General features: G+C 48.9%; 26 protein-coding genes. 23 read left to right on the top strand and 3 right to left on the bottom strand.

Going from position 1 to position 22,827, the window contains the following annotated elements; genetic code table 11:
- The first annotated feature begins 258 nt into the window (after positions 1–258).
- The 19 genes from J2X75_RS20685 to J2X75_RS20595 all read left to right on the top strand — a co-directional run bounded on the left by J2X75_RS20685 (position 259) and on the right by J2X75_RS20595 (position 15,749).
- On the top strand, positions 259–591 hold the full coding sequence (locus tag J2X75_RS20685; protein WP_124117622.1) for a hypothetical protein: 333 nt from the start codon (positions 259–261) through the stop codon (positions 589–591).
- Positions 592–889: 298 nt separating this feature from the next.
- Positions 890–1,729: a transporter substrate-binding domain-containing protein gene (locus J2X75_RS20680; protein ID WP_310339666.1), complete on the top strand. Its 840-nt coding sequence runs from the start codon at positions 890–892 to the stop codon at positions 1,727–1,729.
- A gap of 23 nt (positions 1,730–1,752) precedes the next feature.
- Entirely contained in the window at positions 1,753–2,496 is a 744-nt protein-coding gene (locus tag J2X75_RS20675) for an amino acid ABC transporter permease (protein ID WP_150366084.1), read from the top strand.
- A 4-nt stretch (positions 2,497–2,500) separates the two neighbouring features.
- The gene (locus J2X75_RS20670) at positions 2,501–3,211 is read left to right on the top strand and encodes an amino acid ABC transporter permease (RefSeq protein ID WP_310339664.1); all 711 of its coding nucleotides are present in this window, start codon (positions 2,501–2,503) and stop codon (positions 3,209–3,211) included.
- Positions 3,208–3,960, top strand: a complete 753-nt coding sequence (locus J2X75_RS20665) for an amino acid ABC transporter ATP-binding protein (protein WP_017692508.1) — start codon at positions 3,208–3,210, stop codon at positions 3,958–3,960. The genes J2X75_RS20670 and J2X75_RS20665 overlap by 4 nt, the downstream gene beginning before the upstream one ends.
- A 121-nt stretch (positions 3,961–4,081) precedes the next feature.
- Positions 4,082–4,369, top strand: a complete 288-nt coding sequence (locus J2X75_RS20660) for a hypothetical protein (RefSeq protein ID WP_017692509.1) — start codon at positions 4,082–4,084, stop codon at positions 4,367–4,369.
- Positions 4,370–4,392: 23 nt separating this feature from the next.
- The gene (locus tag J2X75_RS20655) at positions 4,393–4,734 is read left to right on the top strand and encodes an alpha-helical endospore appendage domain-containing protein (protein WP_017692510.1); all 342 of its coding nucleotides are present in this window, start codon (positions 4,393–4,395) and stop codon (positions 4,732–4,734) included.
- Positions 4,731–5,030: a hypothetical protein gene (locus tag J2X75_RS20650; protein ID WP_017692511.1), complete on the top strand. Its 300-nt coding sequence runs from the start codon at positions 4,731–4,733 to the stop codon at positions 5,028–5,030. Before J2X75_RS20655 ends, J2X75_RS20650 begins: the two co-directional genes overlap by 4 nt.
- 1 nt (position 5,031) lies before the next feature.
- A complete protein-coding gene (locus tag J2X75_RS20645; RefSeq protein ID WP_051446920.1) occupies positions 5,032–5,373 on the top strand; it encodes a FliH/SctL family protein in 342 nt (113 codons plus the stop codon).
- A gap of 250 nt (positions 5,374–5,623) precedes the next feature.
- Positions 5,624–6,718: a CgeB family protein gene (locus tag J2X75_RS20640; RefSeq protein ID WP_091020899.1), complete on the top strand. Its 1,095-nt coding sequence runs from the start codon at positions 5,624–5,626 to the stop codon at positions 6,716–6,718.
- Positions 6,719–6,778: 60 nt separating this feature from the next.
- Entirely contained in the window at positions 6,779–7,918 is a 1,140-nt protein-coding gene (locus J2X75_RS20635; RefSeq protein ID WP_310339659.1) for a CgeB family protein, read from the top strand.
- A gap of 66 nt (positions 7,919–7,984) precedes the next feature.
- Positions 7,985–9,610, top strand: a complete 1,626-nt coding sequence (locus J2X75_RS20630; RefSeq protein WP_310339657.1) for a glycosyltransferase family 4 protein — start codon at positions 7,985–7,987, stop codon at positions 9,608–9,610.
- Positions 9,611–9,624: 14 nt separating this feature from the next.
- Positions 9,625–10,716 (top strand): non-hydrolyzing UDP-N-acetylglucosamine 2-epimerase, encoded by a 1,092-nt coding sequence (gene wecB / locus J2X75_RS20625; RefSeq protein WP_310339655.1) that lies wholly within the window; start codon positions 9,625–9,627, stop codon positions 10,714–10,716.
- Positions 10,709–11,695 (top strand): polysaccharide biosynthesis protein, encoded by a 987-nt coding sequence (locus J2X75_RS20620; protein WP_307542461.1) that lies wholly within the window; start codon positions 10,709–10,711, stop codon positions 11,693–11,695. The genes wecB and J2X75_RS20620 overlap by 8 nt, the downstream gene beginning before the upstream one ends.
- Complete coding sequence (locus J2X75_RS20615; protein WP_310339652.1) at positions 11,692–12,519, top strand: dTDP-4-dehydrorhamnose reductase family protein; 828 nt, start codon at positions 11,692–11,694, stop codon at positions 12,517–12,519. Before J2X75_RS20620 ends, J2X75_RS20615 begins: the two co-directional genes overlap by 4 nt.
- Positions 12,501–13,442, top strand: coding sequence for an NAD-dependent epimerase/dehydratase family protein (locus tag J2X75_RS20610; protein ID WP_307542463.1), 942 nt, complete (start codon positions 12,501–12,503; stop codon positions 13,440–13,442). The genes J2X75_RS20615 and J2X75_RS20610 overlap by 19 nt, the downstream gene beginning before the upstream one ends.
- Positions 13,439–14,155: a glycosyltransferase gene (locus tag J2X75_RS20605; protein ID WP_310339649.1), complete on the top strand. Its 717-nt coding sequence runs from the start codon at positions 13,439–13,441 to the stop codon at positions 14,153–14,155. The genes J2X75_RS20610 and J2X75_RS20605 overlap by 4 nt, the downstream gene beginning before the upstream one ends.
- A gap of 96 nt (positions 14,156–14,251) precedes the next feature.
- The gene (locus J2X75_RS20600) at positions 14,252–14,968 is read left to right on the top strand and encodes a glycosyltransferase (RefSeq protein WP_307542467.1); all 717 of its coding nucleotides are present in this window, start codon (positions 14,252–14,254) and stop codon (positions 14,966–14,968) included.
- Positions 14,969–15,218: 250 nt separating this feature from the next.
- Positions 15,219–15,749, top strand: coding sequence for a GNAT family N-acetyltransferase (locus J2X75_RS20595; protein WP_150366091.1), 531 nt, complete (start codon positions 15,219–15,221; stop codon positions 15,747–15,749).
- 144 nt (positions 15,750–15,893) lie between these two features.
- On the opposite strand, the gene J2X75_RS20590 is transcribed toward J2X75_RS20595, so the two are convergent.
- On the bottom strand, positions 15,894–16,064 hold the full coding sequence (locus J2X75_RS20590) for a hypothetical protein (protein ID WP_167483784.1): 171 nt from the start codon (positions 16,062–16,064) through the stop codon (positions 15,894–15,896).
- On the bottom strand, positions 16,061–17,299 hold the full coding sequence (locus J2X75_RS20585) for a glycosyltransferase family 4 protein (protein ID WP_249912881.1): 1,239 nt from the start codon (positions 17,297–17,299) through the stop codon (positions 16,061–16,063). The genes J2X75_RS20590 and J2X75_RS20585 overlap by 4 nt, the downstream gene beginning before the upstream one ends.
- Before the next feature lie 186 nt (positions 17,300–17,485).
- On the opposite strand from J2X75_RS20585, the gene J2X75_RS20580 reads away from it, so the two are divergent.
- Positions 17,486–17,845, top strand: coding sequence for a hypothetical protein (locus J2X75_RS20580; protein WP_076253288.1), 360 nt, complete (start codon positions 17,486–17,488; stop codon positions 17,843–17,845).
- Between the two features lie 218 nt (positions 17,846–18,063).
- A complete protein-coding gene (locus J2X75_RS20575) occupies positions 18,064–19,593 on the top strand; it encodes a DHA2 family efflux MFS transporter permease subunit (protein WP_310339643.1) in 1,530 nt (509 codons plus the stop codon).
- 65 nt (positions 19,594–19,658) lie between these two features.
- On the opposite strand, the gene J2X75_RS20570 is transcribed toward J2X75_RS20575, so the two are convergent.
- Positions 19,659–20,732, bottom strand: coding sequence for a glycosyltransferase family 4 protein (locus J2X75_RS20570; RefSeq protein ID WP_310339641.1), 1,074 nt, complete (start codon positions 20,730–20,732; stop codon positions 19,659–19,661).
- 245 nt (positions 20,733–20,977) lie between these two features.
- Here J2X75_RS20570 and J2X75_RS20565 point away from each other — a divergent pair, with 245 nt between their 5' ends.
- Together J2X75_RS20565 and J2X75_RS20560 are read left to right on the top strand one after the other, a co-directional pair.
- A complete protein-coding gene (locus tag J2X75_RS20565; RefSeq protein ID WP_310339638.1) occupies positions 20,978–22,111 on the top strand; it encodes an ABC transporter ATP-binding protein in 1,134 nt (377 codons plus the stop codon).
- Positions 22,108–22,824, top strand: coding sequence for an ABC transporter permease subunit (locus J2X75_RS20560; protein ID WP_017692528.1), 717 nt, complete (start codon positions 22,108–22,110; stop codon positions 22,822–22,824). Before J2X75_RS20565 ends, J2X75_RS20560 begins: the two co-directional genes overlap by 4 nt.
- The last annotated feature ends 3 nt before the right edge of the window (positions 22,825–22,827 follow it).

Below are 22,827 nucleotides of genomic sequence, written 5' to 3'. Positions count from 1 at the left end.
TATTATATAAAACATGACGAAAAACCCGTGTTAAGGTAAGAAATGATTCCTTAATACGGGTTTTTCGTCACAGATTTAATATGTATCAATACCAAAGTTATGTGAATTTTACCTTAATGGAAATGTAAAGCTGTTTTAACATAAAAAAATAAAAAAATTCCCAAAATTTAATCGTTCAGTACTCGCTTTCAGTGGGCTTGTTCCTGTAAGATAGAAGTAATGGATTCCAGCCAAGTACTGAAATAAGGAGAGACGACGATGAACACTAAACCTGATTGCGGCGTTTCGTTGCAAATCGATGACTATCTGGATCTTTTGCATTTTGCCATCCAAATTCAGGATCAGGAATGGCAGCAATCCCTTATCCGCCAACTCAAAATATTTCAGACGGCGACGGAGCAGCAACGCACACCTGAAGAGGAATTATGGACACGGTTTGATTACATCAACAGCAAACTGACAGGTCTGTGCCACCAGATTCATGCCGCTCATTCCATGGATGAACGCAAGAAGTTTGAGGAACGGATCGGTCTCTTACAATTACAGCGAGTGGAAGTTGCACGTAAAATTAAATGGGCGAGTCGCAGATAGATGAGTAGTGTATACACCAAGTGATGCACCGCCAAAATGGTATAATCAGTGAGAGTCATACGAGAAAAAGCCATCCGCCAATCGATATGGGGGATGGCTTTTTCTCGTACTATAGAGAAGTCCTATAACCATATCAGGATGTCCTATTAGTTTAGTTATTGCCCTCAGATGACTTGTAGTGATATTCTTTGTTCAACCTAATTCCGACTATACAAGTAAGAATGGTTTGTTAATAGGATAGAGGAATAGGAGTACACATCATATTCGCTGTGATAACAGCCTGTGGAGGAGATTGGGAATGGTTAAAAAACGGGGGATTCAAAAATTCCGGACAGCACTACTGTTCATTACAATGCTGGCGGTACTGGCTGGATGCAGCACAGGAACTGCAAGCAATGATTCAGAATCTGCTTCGGCAGCAGGCGACACCAAAGTGAAAAAGATCATTGTAGGAACAGGTACACAGTTCCCAAATGTCTGCTTCATTGATGAGAATGGCAAGTTAACAGGTTATGATGTGGAACTGATCCGGGAGATCGACAAACGTTTGCCTGAATATGAATTCGAATTCAGCACGATGGATTTTAAAAATCTGCTGCTGAGTCTGGAAACGAAAAAAATTGACCTGATCGCTCACCAGATGGAAGTGAATGATGAGAGACAGGCCAAGTTCCTGTTTAATGATGAAGCCTATAATATTTTTCCAAATAAAATTGTCGTAAGTCAGAAAAATGAGGAAGTAAAATCGATTGAGGATCTAAAAGGGAAAAAACTGATTGTTGGTGCTACAAGTAATGCGGCTGTACTTGCTGAGAAATGGAATGCAGCGAACGGCAACGGGATTGATATCGTCTATTCCGGAGCGGGTGAGGATACCATTACCCAGATCAAAACAGGCCGGGTAGATGCCACCATCAGCACTCAGTTTGCCATTGATTATCAGAATAAGGCGGTTGATGCTCAGTTGAAAACGATAGGAGATGCCCTCTCCAACTCCAAAGTGTACTTCATTCTGAACAAAGATGAGCAGGAGCTCAAAAACAAAGTGGACGAAGCTCTCAAAGCAATCAAAGAAGATGGAACGTTAGGCAAACTGAGCACAGAGTGGCTTGGAGCTGACTATACGGTTGAAGAGTAGTCTGAGAAAGGTGTGCAGCGGTAATGGGAAAATCATTTGATCTGTCATTGGTTCTGGATTTCATCCCGGAACTGCTACGATATTTGCATATAACACTGATTGTACTGGGTGGTTCCATCGTGCTCGGACTGGTGGGCGGCGTGCTTCTGGCCATTCCCCGGCTGTATCGGATTCCGGTACTAAGCCAGTTGGCTACCCTGTACGTCTCATTCATGCGGGGCACACCGATCCTGATCAAATTGTTCCTGGTGTATTACGGACTTCCCGAGTTGCTCAAACCCATTGGCATCGACCTGTCGAGAACCGACCCGTTGTTATTTGTCATTGTGACCTATGCGCTTAGTGACGCGGCATCCTTTGCCGAGATCTTTCGCGGAGCGGTGCGCAGTGTGGATAAAGGTCAGACGGAAGCTGCCTATGCTGCGGGTATGACCACATTCCAGTCTTTTCGGCGGATTGTTGTTCCGCAGGCACTGATTGTTGCTTTTCCGAACATGGCCAATACATTAATCGGTTCATTGAAGGATACTTCTCTGGCCTTCTCCATTGGTGTCATGGATATGGTGGGCAGAGGGCAGACGTTAATTTCGGCTACATCGCATGCACTTGAAGTGTATATAAGTCTGTCTGTGGTCTATTATGTCATTGTCATTGTACTCGAAAAAGGATTTGCCTTTGCAGAACGCAGACTCCAGCGTCATGAACGCAAGAGGGTTGTACACAAACCGGCAATTCGAGCCAAACGCCTGAAACGAATAGCGGGGTGAGCATATGTCGATTGATCTCCAGTTTATCTATACCTCTTTTTTTCAAATCCTGAAGGCATTGCCACTGACACTCGTCATTACGATTGTTCCGTTGATTGCAGGCTTCGGAATCGGTCTGGTTACGGCTCTGATCCGTATCTATCGCGTGCGGTGGATTCACCGCATTGCTGAGTTCTACGTTTCTTTCCTGCGTGGAACACCGATGCTGATGCATCTATTCCTCATCTATTACGGCATTCCGATGATTATCGATAAGCTGGCGGAACGTTACGGTTGGGCTTTCCAATCCTCGTCGATTCCAATTCTCGTATTTGTACTAATTGCTTTCTCGCTCACTGCGGGCGCCTATATGTCCGAGATTATCCGCTCAGGCATTCTTTCTGTGGATATCGGCCAGATGGAGGCGGCTCACGCTGTAGGCATGAGCACATTCCAGGCTTTAAGGCGTATCATCATCCCTCAAGCGATCGGGGCTGTATTGCCTAACCTGTGCAGTATGTTTGTTGGGTTCCTGCATGGATCAACACTCGCTTTTACCGTGTCTCAGATGGACATACTCGGTAAAGCGGATGTGGTGGCATCCGTCAGTCTGAAGTTTCTGGAGGCCTTTATCGCCGCAGCGTTTATCTACTGGGGGCTGACCATCATTGCCGAGCGGATCACTGCTCTTCTTGAGCGTCGGGTTGCCGTTTACAGCAAAGGAGGCGTGTCATGATTACACTAACGAACATACACAAAACTTTTGGCAAGCAGGAAGTATTGAAGGGAATTGATCTGACCGTGGAACAGGGCGATGTCGTAGCGATCCTTGGACCGAGCGGATCAGGTAAAACAACGCTGCTGCGCTGCGTCAATTTTCTGGAACGTGCCGATGAGGGCGAGGTTCAGATCAGTGGATTAACCGTCGATTGCAAGCATGCACGCAAACATGACATTGTGCAGTTGAGACGAAAAACGGCGATGGTGTTCCAGCATTATAATCTGTTCAAACACAAGACAGTGCTGGATAACGTCACCGAGGGATTAATTATTGCCCAGAAAATGTCCAAAGCCGATGCCCGCACGCGTGCCTTGCGAGTGCTTGAACAAGTCGGACTGTCTGCCAAAATCAATGAGTATCCAAGTATGTTGTCAGGTGGACAACAGCAACGGGTGGGCATCGCCAGAGCATTGGCACTGAATCCCGAAGTGATTTTGTTTGATGAACCGACCTCGGCGTTGGACCCCGAGCTTGTGGGTGAGGTGTTGTCTGTCATCCGCTCCATTGCTCAAGAGGGGATTACCATGATTGTAGTCACCCATGAAATGGGGTTTGCCCGTGAGGTGGCAAATCGGGTTGTTTTCATGGATGGAGGTTCCGTTGTGGAGGAAGGAACCCCGGAAGAGGTGTTTGTACGTCCCAAGCAGGAACGTACTCGCCAATTCCTCAGTCGATATTCTTCCGACTGGAGTTATGTCATCTGACGATATAGGCGCAAGCTGTAGTAACTGACGATCCCGGCCCGGCATATGCTGTAACAGGCAAATGCTGATAGGCCGGGTTTTTCTATGGGTGAAGCAGGCCGTGACGGTAAGGAGGAGGACCATGCAGAGCAAAATCGATGAAATCATCACACATATTGCACACTCTCACCAGCAGATCGCACGTGTGCTGGATGCCAAACGCCAAGTCGCTGTACGCATGTCTGAAATCATCAATCATTTGCCAGATATCGAACCGGAGTTGGATGGCGTTGACGGTCTGCTGGATAGCTCTGGGCAAATCAACAAAAGCATTATCTCTTACTTGGGGGGCCTTGCAGATCTGGAAGAGGCTGTAGCCGAAACGCTGACCCAAGTCATGCGGGAGATCGCGGTTCAAGAAGAAGAATAAGCCCGGAAGGCGGGTGAAGGAACATGAGTAGAGAACAGAGCCTCATTCTGATGCTGGACGCAGCAGCCAAAATGCAGTGGAATATTGCCCTGATCTTGGAGGCAAAAGCGATTGAGGCCGAGAAGGTACGGAACTGGACGCTGAATCATTTGAATGGGGATACCTTTCTGACGCATGGGGATCAGGTAGGCGAACCGCTCAAAATGCATGATCAGCTGGTGGAATTGCTGGAAGGATTAACCCGAATGGAGACCGGACTGTGCAACAATCTCAAAGCGGTGATGGTGCAGAACGATAGCGAAGATGGCGGCGGTATGGACGGTGGCATGTTTGGCGGCATGGATCTGGGAGACATGGGAAAATGAGTCTGATGCGGCGTGAGCAGGAAGCCAAACTGGCGCTCATTGAATCCATTGCACACAGTCAGCAGGCGCTGGCACGCATTCTGGACAGTGTAGCCAGTGTAACCGCTCATTCGGAAGTATCTGCCCGCAGTCTGGCCGAGAACATTCGTTTGCTGAGTCGCTATCAGGCAGAAATGTCTCGTATGGTTACGGGAATCAGGCTGGCCCGAATCCAGCATGGGGAGCCTGGCTTGCCGTGGCTCAAAGACCCCGGGTGTGCAATTCGTATCGTTCGGGACATACAGGAGGAATGTTGACATGTTAAAGAAGAAGAAAATACGACTGAGAACCAAAAGAGCTTTGTTAATCCGTGGAGCCCGTCTGCGCAAAATTCGCAAACTGCGTGCGCTCAGAGCCAAACGTGTTCTTCACAAACGCCCACTTAAAGGACGCAGTGCGTGGCTCAAAAAAAAGAAACGTGCGGTACGGCGGCACCGGAGTCCAAAGCCCGTACAACCAGTCGTCCCGGCTACCCCTACCGATCCGAACCCGGACGGTGCTTACAGCCAGGGATACAACGAGGCGTACAACGAGGGATTCAACGCGGGTTTCGCCAAGGGATTCGAGGACGGACATCAGCTGGCGTACAAAGCACAGTAACCGAGTAGACAGGATTATTTCTGCATGGAATGATACCTGCTAGCAGTTAGCCCGGGGGACAGATCCCTCCGGGTTATTTGCATCGCCGCAAAAGCGGACATGCCCGTACAGGCGGATGTGGAGGGCAAGCGCCAATTTTGCGCCTTGCAGGACACCCGTCCATGATGCATCTGACCCCGAGGCATATCCTTTAGAGGGAAGACCAATCTCGGGGAGAGTCTGGAAGTGAGATCTCCTGAAGGAAGACAGGGTGAAGAATGTGGCAAAACGAAAGCACCGTCCGCTGACCGAAGCGGAAACGGCTTACCGCGGCGGATATGCAGAAGGCCGCAGATTCGGCGGCTGTCAAGCCATGATGGAGCGGGTGCAGATGTTTGAACCGACCCTGCGGGATATGAAAGTGTTATATATCCCGCAAGGATTCGATGCCATCGATGAAGGTGTCACCTTGGCTCTGCAGCAATCTGTACGTGAATGCGTTGTTGGATCGCCAGCAGCGATGTTGCAGGAAGCCAGTCAGCATCGGCCCGATGTCGTGCTCGTCATGAATGGTCTGCATGTATTTCCCGCAGATCATGTGGAGCAGGTGAATGGCATACGTGCACTCGGTATCCGAACTGCCGTGTGGTTTGTGGATGATCCGTATTTCACCGAAGATACAACGTCCCTTTGCCAGCACTATGATGTCGTGTTCACGCATGAAGAGGCCGCGGTGCCCTTCTATCTGGCACATGGAGCGAACCAAGTCATCTATATGCCACTCGCGGTGAATCCAGGCATGTTTCAACCGCGGCGCGCGGCACCGCAGCATCAGCACGACATTTGTTTTATCGGTACCGGATTCTGGAACCGGATTGCCTTGTTTGATGAGCTGGCCCCTTTTCTTGCGGACAAAAAGGTATTCATCGCGGGTAGCCAGTGGAATCGGTTGGCACGCTTTGATGTACTAGGCCGTTTCATCCACGAAGGATGGATTGCTCCTGGAGAGACAGTGGATTATTACAATGGCGCCAAGATTGTCATTAACATTCACCGGACTTGCGAGAATGGGGAAGACAATCGCAACACACATCATCTTGAAGGTCACTCGATTAATCCACGCACGTATGAGATCAGCGCCTGCGGCACAATGCAGATTACGGATGCACGTGCAGATTTACCCCGTTATTATAAGCCGGGATATGACATCGAGACGTTCACTAACGCTGCAGAACTTCAGCGCAAGATCCACTATTATCTGAAGCATGAAGAAGAACGACAGGCGATGGCGTGGCGTGGACTTCTCACCACGATGAACCAGCATACATTCACTCGCCGGATCGGTCAGTTGCTGGAACATTTGTAATCCCCGTCTGAAGTGCAGCACCAACGAGAACCCTATCCCAAAAAATAAAGGAGTGGCGGTATGTCTCTCAAACACCGTAAAACCAAAAAGGTTCATGCACCCGTACTGAGCCTGGCTGATCAAGCACGCAAAAATGGGCAACATGCCGGATATGACGCAGGTAAGGAAGAAGGATATCTGCGCGGTCGCGCCAACTATATTGTGAATTGTGCACAGGAACCGTTGCCTTTCCGACAGCTTCACGTGCTGTATGTATCCTCGGGTAAAGGCTTCCCTTACTCCCCGTTGGATGAGGCCATTATGGCCACGCTACAGGGTATGGTAGCTCAAGTAACCCTCTCTGATCCGCGTCAACCGGTTTCTGAAATTGCGCTGCAGACGCGTCCTGATCTTGTGCTTGTGCTGGATGGAATGGATATCCCCATTGAGCATATCGATGCGATTCGCCAAGCGGGCATTCAGACGGCGATCTGGCTCACGGATGACCCGTACTATACAGATATGACGCTGGATATTGTGACACATTTTGACCATGTCTTCACGTTGGAACTGAACTGTATTGATCTATATCGACAAATCGGCTGCGCGTCAGTTCACTACCTCCCTTTTGCCGCATTCACTAATCATTACTTTCCGATTACAACTCCTTCCCCGTTAAAACGGGATGTCAGCTTTATCGGCTCGGCCTATTGGAACCGGGTATACTTCTTCAATCCGATCATGCCTCAGTTGATGTCACACAATACGGTATTTAACGGAATCTGGTGGGACCGTCTGCCTGACTATACTGCCTATGGAGAGAAGATTGAGCTCGGGCGCTGGATGAGTCCGCCGGAGACCAATGATGTGTACAATGGCACCAAAATTGTCATCAACCTGCATCGATCCCACGAAGATGATTCCGTCAATAATAATCACCTCAAAATCGCGCCAGCTTCACCGAACCCGAGAACGTTTGAAATTGCCGCGTCCACGACGCTACAGCTGACCGACGCCCGGGATGACATTGCTCGTTTCTACAAACCGGGTGTGGAGATTGAGACATATTCCTCGCCGCAGGAGTTACTCGAGAAAGTGGAATATTATCTTACTCATGAAAAGGAACGCCGTGAGATTGCACTTCGTGGACTTGAACGTACACTGAAAGACCACACGTATGGCAAAAGAATTAATGAAATGTTAACCATCATATTCCCTTAATTCTGGCCGGGAGGAGGTGTGCACAGTACCCTGTATCCGATACCCGTGTACAGGGTCCGTGCGGCCATGGCAACGAAACCAAAGATGATGTTATTTTCACATGTGTGCAATACTCGCAGCATTACAGGCGCCGAGAAGCTGCTGCTTCATTTTATGAGAGAGATCGGTGCGATCTTTGAATGTGTGCTCGTAGCCCCTCAGGAGGGGAAGCTTGCGGGGCTTGCGCGGAGATTCGGCATTCAGGTCAAAATATGCACTCTGCCGATGCTTCACGGTGTGTACACACCTTACCTGGGCATTGCAGATGATGCGGAGCATCTTCGCCATACACCAGCGTATCAGGAAGCGGTCTCCCTCATACGGGAGACTGCTCCCGATATGGTGTTAACGAACACCTGCGTTAATGTGATGCCGGCTGTAGCGGCAAAGTCCCTTCAGATTCCAGTCATCTGGAAGATTACCGAGATCATTCATACGAATGAACATACAACCGAGGCGATCCAGATGATTGGCCGTTACGCGGATTGGATTATCGGTATATCCGAGACAGCGGTAGCCCCATTCCAAGAAGCCGGCATGGGTGACAAAGTGACCATCATTTCCCCCACTTGGGAACCCGCGCTACCAGCACCCGACCGCTGGGTTCATCTGCGCGAACGCAAGCGTAAGGAGCTCGGTTTTAAATCATCGCAGACCTGTATCGGTTATATTTCTTCATTTATATATGATGCCAAAGGGTTGAAACCTTTTGTGGATATGGCCTTGAGGATCTGTGAAACGCATTCGCGCTGTCGCTTCTGGATCATCGGGGCACCATCGGATAAAAAGTATTACGACGAGTGTGTATCACGGGTGAAAAAATCGGGGTATTCACGCCGGTTTACCTTCACCACATTTGAAGAGAACGTATCTCTGGCGTATACCGCGATGGATATCCTGGTCATCCCAAGCATGGTCAAGGAAGGATTTGGCATGACCGCACTGGAGGGTCTCTATTTTGCCAAACCGGTCATCGCTTTTGCCCAAGGTGGACTGAAGGAGTTAATGGAATCCGTAGGCAGTGATGCATTTTTGGCCCCGCCGGGCGATACCGAAGCGCTTGTCACCTTGGCAACAACCTTGCTGAATGATGCAGAGCTGGCCTCAAATACGGGGTGGCGCAATCGGACAGAAGCGGAAAGGCTCTATGGCGTTGAAACCTACCGAACGAAACTGCATACGATGGTGACACAGTGGTTATTGCGTTTTCCCGGATGGTTTGCTTATATCCAACCTCCGAATGGACCTGTGTATGCCTATGGAGAGGGCGGACTACGCACTGTACTGGTTCTGGAGCCGGCTACGGTTCGGGCACTGTTATTCCCACTGACCGTCATACAGGCGTTGCCACATTCCTCATTACCTCCGCTCGCATTGGGTCACGATGCTCCTGTTGCCTCAGGTACTGGCCCAGCTGCAAAGCTGATTCAACAGAGGGGCAAAACGCGGAAACGTCGTCGCAAGCCACTTGCACCTCATTCTCGCCGAGACCGTGGGGGGCTGAAACGTACTTCCGGAACTGGCAGACGTAAGGGGAGACCCCGTACAACGAAGGGACCGCGTCCACATATGGGGAAATCGGCTAGTCGCAGACGCAAATCTGCCAAGGCGGGACGTAGCCGAGCAGGGCGCAAGGGTTCCAATACAAGATGAAGGCAGGGATTACGATGAAGATCATGACGGTGCTGGGTACGAGACCTGAGATCATACGGCTCAGCCTGATCATCTCCAAGCTGGACCAGTACGCGTCCAAACATATTCTGGTGCACACGGGACAGAACTTCACGGAAAGTCTCAGCGGTCTCTTTTTCAAGGAAATGGGCCTGCGCGCACCGGATTACATTCTTCAGGATGAAGCGGCCACTCTGGGACGACAGCTATCCTCGATGTTTACGCAGATGGAAGATCTGATATTGCAGGAGAAACCCGATAAATTGCTGCTGCTCGGCGATACCAATAGCGCATTATGTGCAGTATTGGCTGAGCGCATGGGTGTTCCTGTTATTCATATGGAAGCAGGCAATCGTTGCTTCGATTTGGATGTGCCTGAGGAGAAAAATCGTAAGGTTATTGATGCCATCTCCACCGTTAATATGCCTTACACGGAACAGAGCAAAAAACATTTGGTCAGCGAAGGGGTGCCCAGCAGGCGGATCGTGCTCACGGGCAATCCCATCTATGAAGTGATGCAGCACTATGACGCACAGGTAAGCTCCAGCAAAATACTCAAGAAGCTCAAGCTGAAGTCCGGGCAATACTTTTTGGTTACCGCCCATCGGGCTGAGAATGTGGATCACCCTCCTCATTTGCTGGAGATTATGAAAGGACTGAACCAGGTCGCTGAGGAACATGGGTTGCGTGTGATCTGCAGCATTCATCCACGAACAGCAATCCGGATTGCGGAGCATCTGCAACTGGAGATGAACCCGCTGGTGGAGTTTCACGAGCCGTTTGGATTCTTCGACTTTGTAATGCTTGAACGTCATGCACGCTGCGCACTCACGGATAGCGGTACCGTGCAGGAGGAGTGCTGCATTATGGGTGTACCGACCGTGACCATGCGTCGAACGACAGAACGTCCGGAAACAGTAGATTGCGGAAGCAATGTGGTCTCCGGTCTGGATGCGGCACGTATCGCCGATTGTGTGAAGGTCATGACTCAGATGTCTAACGATTGGGACTGTCCGCAAGGTTACAAAGCAACAGACGTATCCAGTAAAGTGGTTAAATTTCTGCTTGGAGGGAAAATGCATGTTTGAAAATAAGCGTATACTCGTGACTGGCGGTACGGGATCATGGGGTTATGAACTTGTAGCTCAACTGCTGCCCCAGCAGCCCAAAGAAATTATTGTGTATTCCCGGAACGAGTCCAGCCAAGTGGCCATGAGTCGTGATTTTGAAGACTCGCGTCTTCATTTCCGGATTGGAGATATCCGTGACAAGGACGCCTTGACGGCTGCCTGCCAGCATGTGGACTATGTATTCCATCTGGCTGCGCTCAAGCATGTTCCGGTGTGTGAAGATCAGCCGTACGAAGCACTCAAAACCAATGTCATTGGTACACAGAATGTGATCGAAGCGGCTATTGAGAACAAGGTGAAAAAGGTTATCTATATCTCGACTGACAAGGCTGCCAATCCATCCAACTTTTATGGCATGACGAAGGCCATCGGCGAGAAATTGATCGTATATGCCAACTTGTTGCACAGCGACACCAAATTTGTTACGGTGCGGGGTGGAAATGTACTGGGAACAAACGGCAGTGTGGTGCATCTGTTCAAGAATCAGATCCGCCAGAAAGGGCAGGTGTCCATCACGGACATGAGCATGACTCGATTCTTTCTTACTCTGAAGGACGCGATTACCCTGCTGTTCAAAGCTTCGGTGGAAAGTGTCGGTGGAGAGATCTTTGTCATGACGATGCCGACATGCAAAATCGTGGATCTCGCTGAAGTGCTGATTGAGGATTCCGGGGTGGAGAACGTGTCCATTGTGGAACGTGGTATTCGTCCAGGAGAGAAAATCCACGAAATATTGATGAGTGAATTCGAGAGCATGACCACCGTTGTCTACGATGAGCAGTACCTGGTTATTCTGCCTACCCTGGGTATACCGGGTCTGCGTGAACATTATACCAATTGTCCCCCGGTCTCCTTTAACAGTTTCAGTTCTGAACACCAACTCATGACCAAAGAGGAGATTCGTGAAATTCTGATGCGCGGAGGATTCTTGTCATGAAACTGCTGATACTTGGTGGAAACGGAATGGCCGGCCATATTTTGGTCGACTATTTCCGCCGTCAAGGTGCACACAGCGTCTTCTACACATCTCGGGATGTAACGGACCCCAATGGTCTGCTCCTGGATGTGAACGACAGCTTCATGGTTGATCGATTGGTAGAAGCTGTGCACCCGGATGTGATTATTAATGCTGTAGGTGTGTTGAACAACTTCGCAGATGAGGACAAAATTACTGCATATCATATTAACGGTTTCCTGCCACATCGTCTGCGGCGGGTTGCAGATACGATTGGTGCACGCCTGATTCATATCAGCACGGACTGTGTGTTCAGCGGGGAACGGGGAGCATACCGGGAAGATGATGTTACGGATGGGACTTCAGCTTACGCCATCACCAAAGCACTTGGCGAAGTTCAGGATGAAGGTCATCTGACGATCCGTACGTCCATCATTGGACCCGAGATTCGGCAGGGCGGTATTGGTCTGATGCAATGGTTTATGTCCAGCACAGGTGAAGTCGGCGGGTATACCCGCGTATTCTGGAACGGTGTGACCACACTTGAGCTGGCCAAATGGGTAGACCATTACCTGGCTTCACCCGTTAGTGGTCTCATCCATCTGGCTCATCCGGTACCTGTGAGCAAGCATGACCTGCTTGTGTTATTCAAGCAGACCTGGGATAAGCAGGATGTGACGATTGTACGTGATGACAGTGTAGTGCAAGACCGTACGCTGGTGTCCACTCGCGAGGATGTGAAGACAGACCTGCCGGAGTATTCTACAATGCTGAAGGAGTTGGCATTATGGATGGAGCAGAGCTGAGAGGCAAGAAAGTGCTGATTACAGGCGCCTCCGGTTTTACCGGGCGACATGCCGTATCTTATTTTCGGGAAGTTGGTGCAGTGGTTGCGGCGGTAGTCCGGAGACCGGATGTGTATTCGTTTGGTAATGGTACTCAGGTCCATGTCTGTGATCTGAACGATAAACAGCAAGTGCGTCATCTGATCGGCGAGGTGCAGCCCGACTATGTGCTGCATCTTGCTGGCAAAAATTCAGTGCCTGATTCGTGGTCTGATCCGCTACTGGTCCTGGAGACCAATGTGATGGCCGTGCTGTATCTGCTGGATGCGCTTCGCAGTTGTCCGACAGCACGAACCGTTATTGTAGGATCGAGGTTAAAATATACGCCGGAACCTGGCCGGATTCCCCAGCCTCCGCATCCATACAGCCTCAGTAAAGCGCTGGAAGAGATGGTGTCCTTGTCGTGGATGTCGCTCTTCGGACAACAGATCATGTTGGCGGAGCCAGGCAATCTGATTGGTGCGGGTCCTTCCACAGGCATCTGTTCACTGCTTGCACGCCATGTTGTTGCCTGTGAGCAGGCGGGCAAAACCGAGGCATTCCGTCTGTCCGGACGGGACAATACGCGTGACTTTCTGGATGTGCGGGATGCCGTCAGAGCGTATGCGACACTTTTGATACACGGGTCCAGCGGTACAGTATACCCGGTGGTGTCTGGAGTCGAGCGCAGTCTTGGTGAAATTGCAGATCTGCTGTTGTCCATGACAGCAGCGGAAGTCCCTGTTCGCTGGGACGGGGCATCTTCTGGTCCGGATGGTTCGGGGAAACAGGAGGAATTATCACTGCTGCGCAAGCTTGGGTGGCAGCCGATGATTCCATTTGCCACATCGCTTCAGGATATCCTGAGTGATGTTCGTGTCCAGCAAGGGAGGACGACAAGTTGAATCCGAGAGTAACCATTGTCATTCCATTTTACAACTGTCCTTATGTGCCTCAGGCAATTCAGAGTGCGCTGAACCAGACGTATCCCGATGTGGAGATCGTTGTTGTGAATGACGGTTCAACCCGGCATGCAGAGTTGCTTCAACCCTATCTTCCTTATATTAATGTGCTTGGCAAAAGCAATGGCGGGACGGCTTCAGCACTTAATCATGGCATCCGCCATGCCTCTGGTGATTATGTAGCCTGGCTCAGTTCGGATGATTATCTGTACCCGGATAAAATCCGGCATCAGCTGGAGTTTATGCAACGCGAGAATGTGCTCGTCTCCCATACGAACTTTCATTATATCAATGAACATTCCGCAGTGACCAAGTTAAACGGAGGACCTGCACCGATGGCCGATCTGGATTGGCTGCGAGTGTTCGTTAACAGCAATCCAGTCAACGGTTGTACTGTCATGATCCGCAAGGATCTGTTCAGCGGAGTGGGATTGTTTGATGAGCTTCTGCCCTACACCCATGATCTGGATCTCTGGATGCGGATTTTGCTGAACGGTCATCGGTTTCCATACCTGAACGAGTCACTTACCGCATATCGCTGGCATGGTGGAATGGGATCGGTACGTCATGCGGATGTCATCGGCAGAGAGGCATCCATGGTATGGTCCAGATATCGGGAACCACTGTTGCAGCGAATAGCGACGCTTGGCGGGTAGCGTAGGGAGGGCAGTTATGAAAGCCAAAAGATGGCTGATTAACGCCCTCTTTGCGCAGCATTTTACCTAAGACAGTAAGAGGAGGGGAAGGCCCGAATGGAGCCAAAAGTATCGATCGTCATTCCTTTTTACAATTGTGCTTATATCGAGCAGGCTGTTCACAGTGCCATTCACCAGACGTATCCGCATATCGAAGTCATCGTAGTGGATGATGGGTCAACTGAGCACGTAGAGAAGCTACAACCATTTATGGATTCCATCCGCTATATTCACAAAGAAAACGGTGGAACAGCGACAGCATTAAATGAGGGCATCAAGCATGCAACAGGGGATTACTTTGTCTGGCTCAGCTCAGATGATGTGATGCTGCTAGATCGGGTAGAGAAACAACTGAAGTTTATGCGAGAGGTCAAGGCTTCATTCTGCCATGGTGCCTACCATTATGTGAATGAGAAGAGTGAATGGTTGGATACGGTGCATCCGGAAGTGGGAAGTCGTCTGGAGATGTTGCAGGTACTGCTGGAAGGTTGTCCGATCAACGGCTGTACTGTCATGTTAGAGATGGAAGCATTTGAGCGGTTTGGACTGTTCGACACTGATTTTCGCTACACCCATGACTATGAGATGTGGATGAGGCTGTTTCCAATGTATGAGCTGTTCTACTACAATGAACCTCTGATGTGCTACCGATTGCATGAGTCAATGGGAACCAAACGTCACTTCAAGGCACTGGTTGCCGAGATGGAACGGGTTCAGGCGAAGCATCGGCCTATTCTGTTCAACTTGCTTCAGGTTGGTGGGTATTGGAAGTAGACGGCTTTGGCAATGATGGCTAAATGGAATAGATGTTAAATGGACAGGAGAGCACCCTTATGAAACACTCTTTAAGTGTTATAAGTGGTAAGCTCTTTTTTTGCTCTATGGACAGATTCGTGGACAGAAAGGGTGAACGATTGCTGAAGTCTCTGTATAATGAAATGATTCATACACGGAAGGGACTGGACTATGCGCAGATATCAATATCTTAAACCCAACTATTAATAAACTAATGGAGGTAAGAGTATTGATTACAGAGTTACACACAGAACGGTTATATTTGCGAAAAATGGACGTAGCGGATTCGGCCAGTTTGTTTAAGATTTGGTCTGATCCAGATGTAACTAGATTTATGAATATCACTCATTTTACGGATGAAAATCAAGCTATAGCCATGATTAATCTTCTGGATGATCTTTCTCAGGAAAATAAGGCCATTCGGTTCTCTATCTTTGCGCAAGAGTCCAACGAAATCATAGGTTCATGTGGTTATAATTCACTGGATTTTGACAATCTTAAAGCAGAAATCGGGTATGACATTGCCAGATCACACTGGGGGAAAGGATATGCTGCGGAAGCGATCTCTTCTTTATTAGCTCATGCATTCTCGACTATGAAGCTGAATCGAATCGAAGCAAAGGTTGATCCCGGTAATGTGAATTCTATCAAGCTATTACAAAAGCTCAATTTCACATGCGAAGGCACCCTCAGAGCATACGAGAGGGTAGGCGAAACGTTCAGTGATCTGAATATGTATTCCAAGTTGGCGACAGATTAAAGAGATCTGTAATAGCGTGTTCTCGGTCCGTTAGAACACATTTGAAGCGAACAAGGGGTGTCCTCAGTCATTCATATGACAGATGGGACACCCCTTGTTTGATATTTCGGCATGTTATATAAAGACGGCATATCATTGGACAACTCAATCTTTTGAATTCATGATCGCCATGGATGCAGGATCGGGAAATACATATCCTTTAGGCAGCTTCTTCATCAATTCATTCATTACAGCGTAATCCACGTCGATGTGAGGTGTGGAAACTGGAGTCGAAAACCAGCGATTGTACAGATCACTCGGTACAAGTAACGTCATATCGTATGTCCTCCTCTGTAGATGGCTTCTTGGTAGACTTGAAATGTACGCAATCCCATCACTTCCAGTGAACGATGTTGTTCAGCCCAGGCTTTCGCCGCCGCACCCACTGTTCTCCGGGTAAGATTATCCTCAAGTAGTGCATCCAACAGTTCACGGAGCGAGTCGACATCCTGCGGAGGAACAACCCATCCCGTACGTCCAGGTTCAACCATCTCAGGCATGCCGGCTGTACCACTGACGATAACAGGTACACCCGCCAGTTGCGCTTCGGTAACGGAGAACGGCTGGGTGTCCTGCAGGCTGGGCTGGACATAGATATCTGCATGGCGCAGGAAGGAAGGAATATTGTCCAGCTTGCCCCAGAACACAACATCCGCTCCAATACCCGTTGACGCGGCCTGTGCTCGCAATTCATCGGTTAGATTGCCTTCTCCTGCGATCCAGCAGACCCAATCGGAACGTTTGTTTTTCAGACTGGCTAAGGCCTTGATTAACACATGAACACCCTTGATGTATTCAAGTCGTCCGGTAAAGGCAATGACTTTCTTGCCCGCAGGTGGTCGCTGGCGGAACTTCACAGCTGCTGAGGCACGGTAGGCTGGGAGATCTACAGCATAGGGAATCTGTCTGAACTTTGATTCAGGAACGGCAAGCTCTGTAAGCGTACTCTTGATCCAGTGGCTTGACACGAGAATGAGCTCGGACTGTGCTGCACTTCGCTCTTCCAATGAGAGAAAATAACGTCCACGCTTGGATTGCAAATATGAAGGGAGAGTAAGCTGTGGGTTGGAATTTTGTGCATCGTAAAAGGCTTCGCGTGCAAGAGCGCCATGATAGCTTGTAACCAGTGGGATATTGCGGTTCAAGATGCGTTTTATGGCTACGGCAGCTACTGGGTCTTGTGCATGAATAACGTCGTAGTGGTCCACCCCCAGATAAGCGGCTGCCATCTCGAAGGCATATCTATTCAGTTCATAATAAGCGAGAAGAGGATCGGCAGTGAATTGTGGCAGATCAGTCGGATTGAGTTTGGCTTGCAGCATGGGCCACACCTTATCCTTGGAGAAAGCGCGGTTCAGATTACGAACATATACTTCGTTATTGGCACCATTTGTGCCCATGATATCAACCTCTACACCAAGTGCGATTAACCTGTCGGCCAGTTGTTTAACATATGTCCATATGCCTCCCATATGTGTAAGCTCCCAATACGTAACGAGCAGAACTTTCATAGCTACCTCCTTGTCACGGCCTGCACCGGCCGAGCTTCTATCCTTTTATTCTATGAAAAAAGAGGACCGGAAGGTCGGGCATTTCCGTGTAATTGGTCGAAAATGGGTGAATGCAAATGGCAATGGACGAGAGGAAGCATATCCTATGTACAGGAAGGTTCATGTGCTCCGAAGGAGGGATCTACAGTGGCGGTATATTTACTTGAAATTCATGAGAATCTGTTACAGACATTTGTTCCCGTCAAGTACATGGATGTGGAGTTGGCCTATGTGGGCGGGGAGGAAGGGACGGATGTATTTGTTGGTGGAGCCAGTATTCACGGAGAACTGTACCGACATCTTTTTCACCTAACGTCAAATTCGGGGGGAGCGGGCGGTAATCAGGTCATTCATAATCTGGATGTGTCATCCGAGCCTTATGAACTGAGGATCATCAGCAACAGCTCTTCACCGAAGCATCTGGTTATTCGAATATATTGCAGAAGTATTCACGGTCAGACATTGGGCATACTGTCAGAATATCAGATGATGAAGCTTGCAGATTGATATGGACATCATTGCATAGTCATGATTAATCAACGTGTGGAGCAGGGAAGGTGCCTGTTCCATTTTTTTGTGGTGCATCCATAGTAGAAATGCTTGAAAAAATAGCTTGACAGCAAAGGTATTTTCATTAGAATTAGATCAGTATTAAACGAAAGTTTAAAACGACGATTTAAAACGATAGTTTGAAATTAGTCGTGAATATAGGCTGAGTGAGACGCATGGATAAGCCTGCGATCTCCTGGCTGGAAAAGAGTGTGGAGAACGTGAAAGAACAAACAGCAGTATCCCAGGAGCCCGCAGAGTTTTCAATCAAAACGATTATACTGCCACTCCTGGCAATTATCGTCGGTATGATCATGGTTATACTGGACAGCACGGTGGTGAACGTGGCCATTCCGAATCTCGTTCAATATTTCGAGACCGACCTGAAGACCATTCAATGGACGGTTACGGGTTACACCTTGGCTTTGTCTGCAGTTATTCCACTGGCAGGCTGGTTAACGGACCGTTTTGGTGCCAAAAGAGTGTTCCTGTTCACGATTGCCATGTTTACCTTGGGTTCTGTATTATGCTCGATTGCCCAATCACCTGAGCAATTAATCATTTACCGTATCATTCAAGGCCTTGGTGGAGGCATGGTTGCCCCTATTGGTATGGCAATGGTCTTTCGTCTGGCTCCTCCTGAGCGAAGAGGTTCCATCATGGGGATGCTGGGAATTCCGATGCTGCTTGCCCCTGCATTGGGTCCGGTGTTGTCCGGGTGGTTTATTGAATCACTGAGCTGGCACTGGATCTTCCTGATTAACTTGCCCATTGGTATTGCAGCTTTCATTCTATGTATCAAGTTTTTGCCCGATACAGATCGTGGACGTACGCCTGCACTGGATCTGCTCGGCATGATTCTGGCGCCAATTGCATTCTCGATGCTCGCTTACGGTGTGAGTGAGGGTGGAACGAGCTGGACGTCTGCAACAACTTTGACGGGTGTCATTGTGGGTGGTGTTGCGCTCATTTTGTTCATTATTGTGGAGCTTCGTCATCAAAATCCATTGCTCGAACTCCGGGTATTCAAATCATCTGATTTCTCACGGGGAATTATTCTCGCATGGGTGTCACAAGTGGCGCTGTTCGGTGCGATGATCCTGATCCCGCTTTATTTGCAGCAGATCAAAGGATACACTGCACTGGAAACAGGATTGATTCTACTGCCACAGGCGTTGGCTTCTGGAGTGGGTATGCCGCTTGGTGGTCGGTTGTTTGATAAAATCGGTGCTAGACCTTTGGCCTTCGTGGGTCTGGGTATTATCTCGGGTGCATTGTTTATTCTGTCCTCCATCACGGCAGAGACAGGTCTTGGCCTGATTATAACGGCTCTGGTTATGATGGGTCTGGGTATGGGCTTGTCCATGATGCCACTCAATACGCATGTATTAAATGCTGCACCGCGTAAGTTGGTTGGACGGGTGACACCGCTCACGGCCGCTGCACAGCAAGTGGTCGTGTCCTTTGCGGTTGCAGGGCTTACAGGCTTCCTTACTTCAAGAATCGCAGACAATACAACGAGTCCAGAGCCGACCGCTATCGTTCATGGTTTGGTGGCTGGTTTTAATGATACGTTCTTCCTGGCCGCTTGCATTGCATTGTTCGGATGTTTGCTCAGTCTGATTTTGCGCAAACCTAAGCCGATGCAGGAAGAAGAGCTTCAAAATGGCGACAAGCCTGATCCCGCGATGATGATGGGACACTAAGATTTCTTGAAAGCCATACTAAGGCAGTTCAGAGAATTTTTGCTGAACTGCCTTTTTTGCTATGCTCAATGGAAAATTCGCAGTGCTGTCATCATTTCACGGAAAGAAATGGCATATCGATCTGGTGAAAAAGACAAGCTCATATGCTGTCTGCCCTGAATGCGAATATACTCACGCAGTTTCTTGTTATTCATGAGGTCCCTTGCTTCGGCTACAGCTGCCTCTACATTTCCAATTGGATAAAACTTTCCAGTCTTATTATGTGTGATAAATGAACGTACACCATCCGAATCCGTGCTGAGCACCGGGCAGCCACAACTAATGGCTTCAGCGACGGCATAACCGAATCCTTCAAGCAGAGAAGTGGATAACATGATGCCCCCTGAAGCGGCAATCATGGAATAATATGCAGGCATCTGAGAATGAGGAACATTGATGAAGATGCCAATCCGATCCTCAAGCCCGTATTCTACCAGCATGTGCCGGAACATGACCTCATCTTCTGGATTAGCCAAAGTTGGATCATGGAATAACCATAGTCTGGCTTCCGGATTTTTTTTGACGATTTCACTCGATATGATTAAATATTCACGCCAGTTTTTATTGTGTTCAAGTCGTCCTACCCAAGCCAGCACCGGATAGGGTGGGGTATCCACCAAGATTGGTGCGAAGGTGTCCGTATCCAGCATATTGGGAATAACAAACCGATGAAGCCAAGGACAGATATGAATGAACATATCCAGCAGGTGATCTGTGGGAGGTATAACGGCAGCATCACAATGAGCTTGGAGGTAGGGGACACCCATCTGTATCGTTTCCAGAGCCTGATCGCGTGTTCCGAGTCCCTGCGCTTCAAAAATTATTCGTCCCGTATAACCAAGTCCTCTCAAGCGGCCGGGCATAGCGATGTCTGAAGTGGCAATGATGGCATCATAATGATGAGTATGAATGATATGATGGATATCCTCATCACTGGACGCGGTGAAAATGGGCGTATCACTGTTGTTCTGCAATCCCGAGCCTGTGTTGAGATACAATAGGTGCGCTTCAATGCCATGGCGTTTCAGAACAGCGGTGCGCAGTCGATTTAACGTATCCACGCCACCGCTCGGAACATAAAACGTGAATAATACTTTCACACGATTCACCCTCTGACTTTTGGTCAGGAGCACATTCTCCTGTACTCTATGTTACGTTGGCTTTAAGCGCAGGGTGTGGGTGTTGGTCAGAATGTTCACATTTTGGACAAATATTTTTAAGCTGTTTTTTAAGTGTCATTAAGCTGAGGCTAGGATACCTCACGTATTATACAAGGAACTTCCCGTGTACATCATTTATCCTAAACGATGCTGCACGGGTATTTTAACGGGAAAGGATGAATGATGTGCTCGAAGTGAAACAGGTCAGCAAAGTTTACGAAGGGCAGCGCGGCGTACATCAACTGGATTTCACCATGGAACGTGGTGAGATTGTTGGCTTTCTCGGACCCAATGGTGCCGGAAAAACAACAACGATGCGTATGATTACAGGCTATGTGCATCCAACCGCGGGTTCCATTATGGTGGATGGGGTATCGGTGCATGAGCAGGGTCAGCGTGTTCGTTCCAAGATTGGGTATCTGCCTGAAACTCCGCCACTGTATCCGGATATGACGGTGCAGTCCTATCTTAAATTCGTAGCCAATTTGCGAGATGTCCCGGCACGTGAGGTTAAGCTGCGGGTCAGTGAGATGGTTAGCAGACTGGGACTTCAGGGTCGGGAAAGACAAATGGTACGTGGGTTATCCAAAGGATATAAGCAACGTCTCGGGCTGGCAGGAGCCATTATTCACAAGCCGGATCTGTTGGTCCTGGATGAGCCAACATCGGGCCTTGATCCAAATCAGATTATCGAGATTAGAGATCTGATTCGGGAACTTGGGGAGAACCATACGGTGCTGCTCAGTACGCATATTTTGCCTGAAGTGAGCACGCTCTGTAATCGAATGTTGATCATCAATCAGGGACAGCTCGTGCTGGATGGTTCACCTCAGCATTTCGGATCAGCAATGGGGGATCAGTTCAAGGTGTCGATTGAAGTGAAGGCCACTGCGGAGCAATTACATAATGTGCTGACACCATGGGAGAAGGTGCGGAGTGAAGTCATTCAAGCGTCGGATGTGAATACCAGCAAAGATACTTCACTTACTTCAGATTCAGCGGAAACGGTTAAAATGCTGCTTACTGGAGAAAACTCGGAAGATTTCCGGGAGGAGTTGTTCTACCTTTTGTCAAGTGCAGGATTACCGATACTGGAGATGAAGAAGGAGAACCTGAGTCTGGAGCAAATCTTCCTGAAGCTGACCACAACCGAGGCAATAGACACAGACGCAAATTCGGCAGATGTGGATAAGGTTACTGGGGCAGAGATGGATCAGGACGTAACTTCGGACATCGACTCGTCGAGTATATCGGGAACATCAGTTAGTACAGCAGCCGAAGCTTCGCCCCATTCTCGCAAAGGGGAGGACTCCAAATGAGACGAATGATGGCGGTATGCAATAAAGAGCTGCAAGCTTATTTTCTGTCACCAACGTCCTATTTTGCTTTTGCCGTATATGTACTGATGACCAGTCTGCTGTTCTATTCAAGCTTTGTATATTACCAGCCGAGTATTGTCGATTATCGTCTCGTGTTGGGCGATACGTTGTCCATGCTGCTGTTTGTTGTGCCATTGTTAACGATGCGACTGGTTGCAGAGGAATTTAGACAGGGAACGGATGAATTGTTGCTGACTTCTCCGGCACGTGTAACAGAGATTATTTTTGGCAAATATCTTGCTTCTCTGGCCATTCTGGTTGTGCTCATCCTGTGTAGTCTGGTATACCCATTCATCATGTCGTTCTATGGGACATTGGATATGACGACGGTATGGATGTCTGCGCTGGGGTTATTTTTCCTGGGCGGAAGCATGATGGCGATTGGACTGTTCGCATCTACATTATCCCAGCATCAGATGGTGTCTGCGGTGGCGGGTTTTATTATTTTGCTCGTTTTGTGGATGCTTGATTCATTCGCAGGCAATACAGGTTCTGCTTTGCAACAGTGGCTGGACCCGTTTGCCCTGACTAATCGGTTCGACAGCTTCATGAAAGGTGTGCTTAGTGGGCCGGATATCTTGTACTATGTCACCCTTTCGGGTGTGTTTCTGCTGTTAAGCATTCAAATTGTGGAACGGAAGCGGTGGAGGTGAGAA

Origin of the sequence: Paenibacillus sp. 2003 (assembly GCF_031455635.1) — a bacterium.
Taxonomy (GTDB): Bacteria; Bacillota; Bacilli; order Paenibacillales; family Paenibacillaceae; genus Paenibacillus; species Paenibacillus amylolyticus_B.
This window is presented reverse-complemented; position numbering and strand designations above follow the sequence as displayed.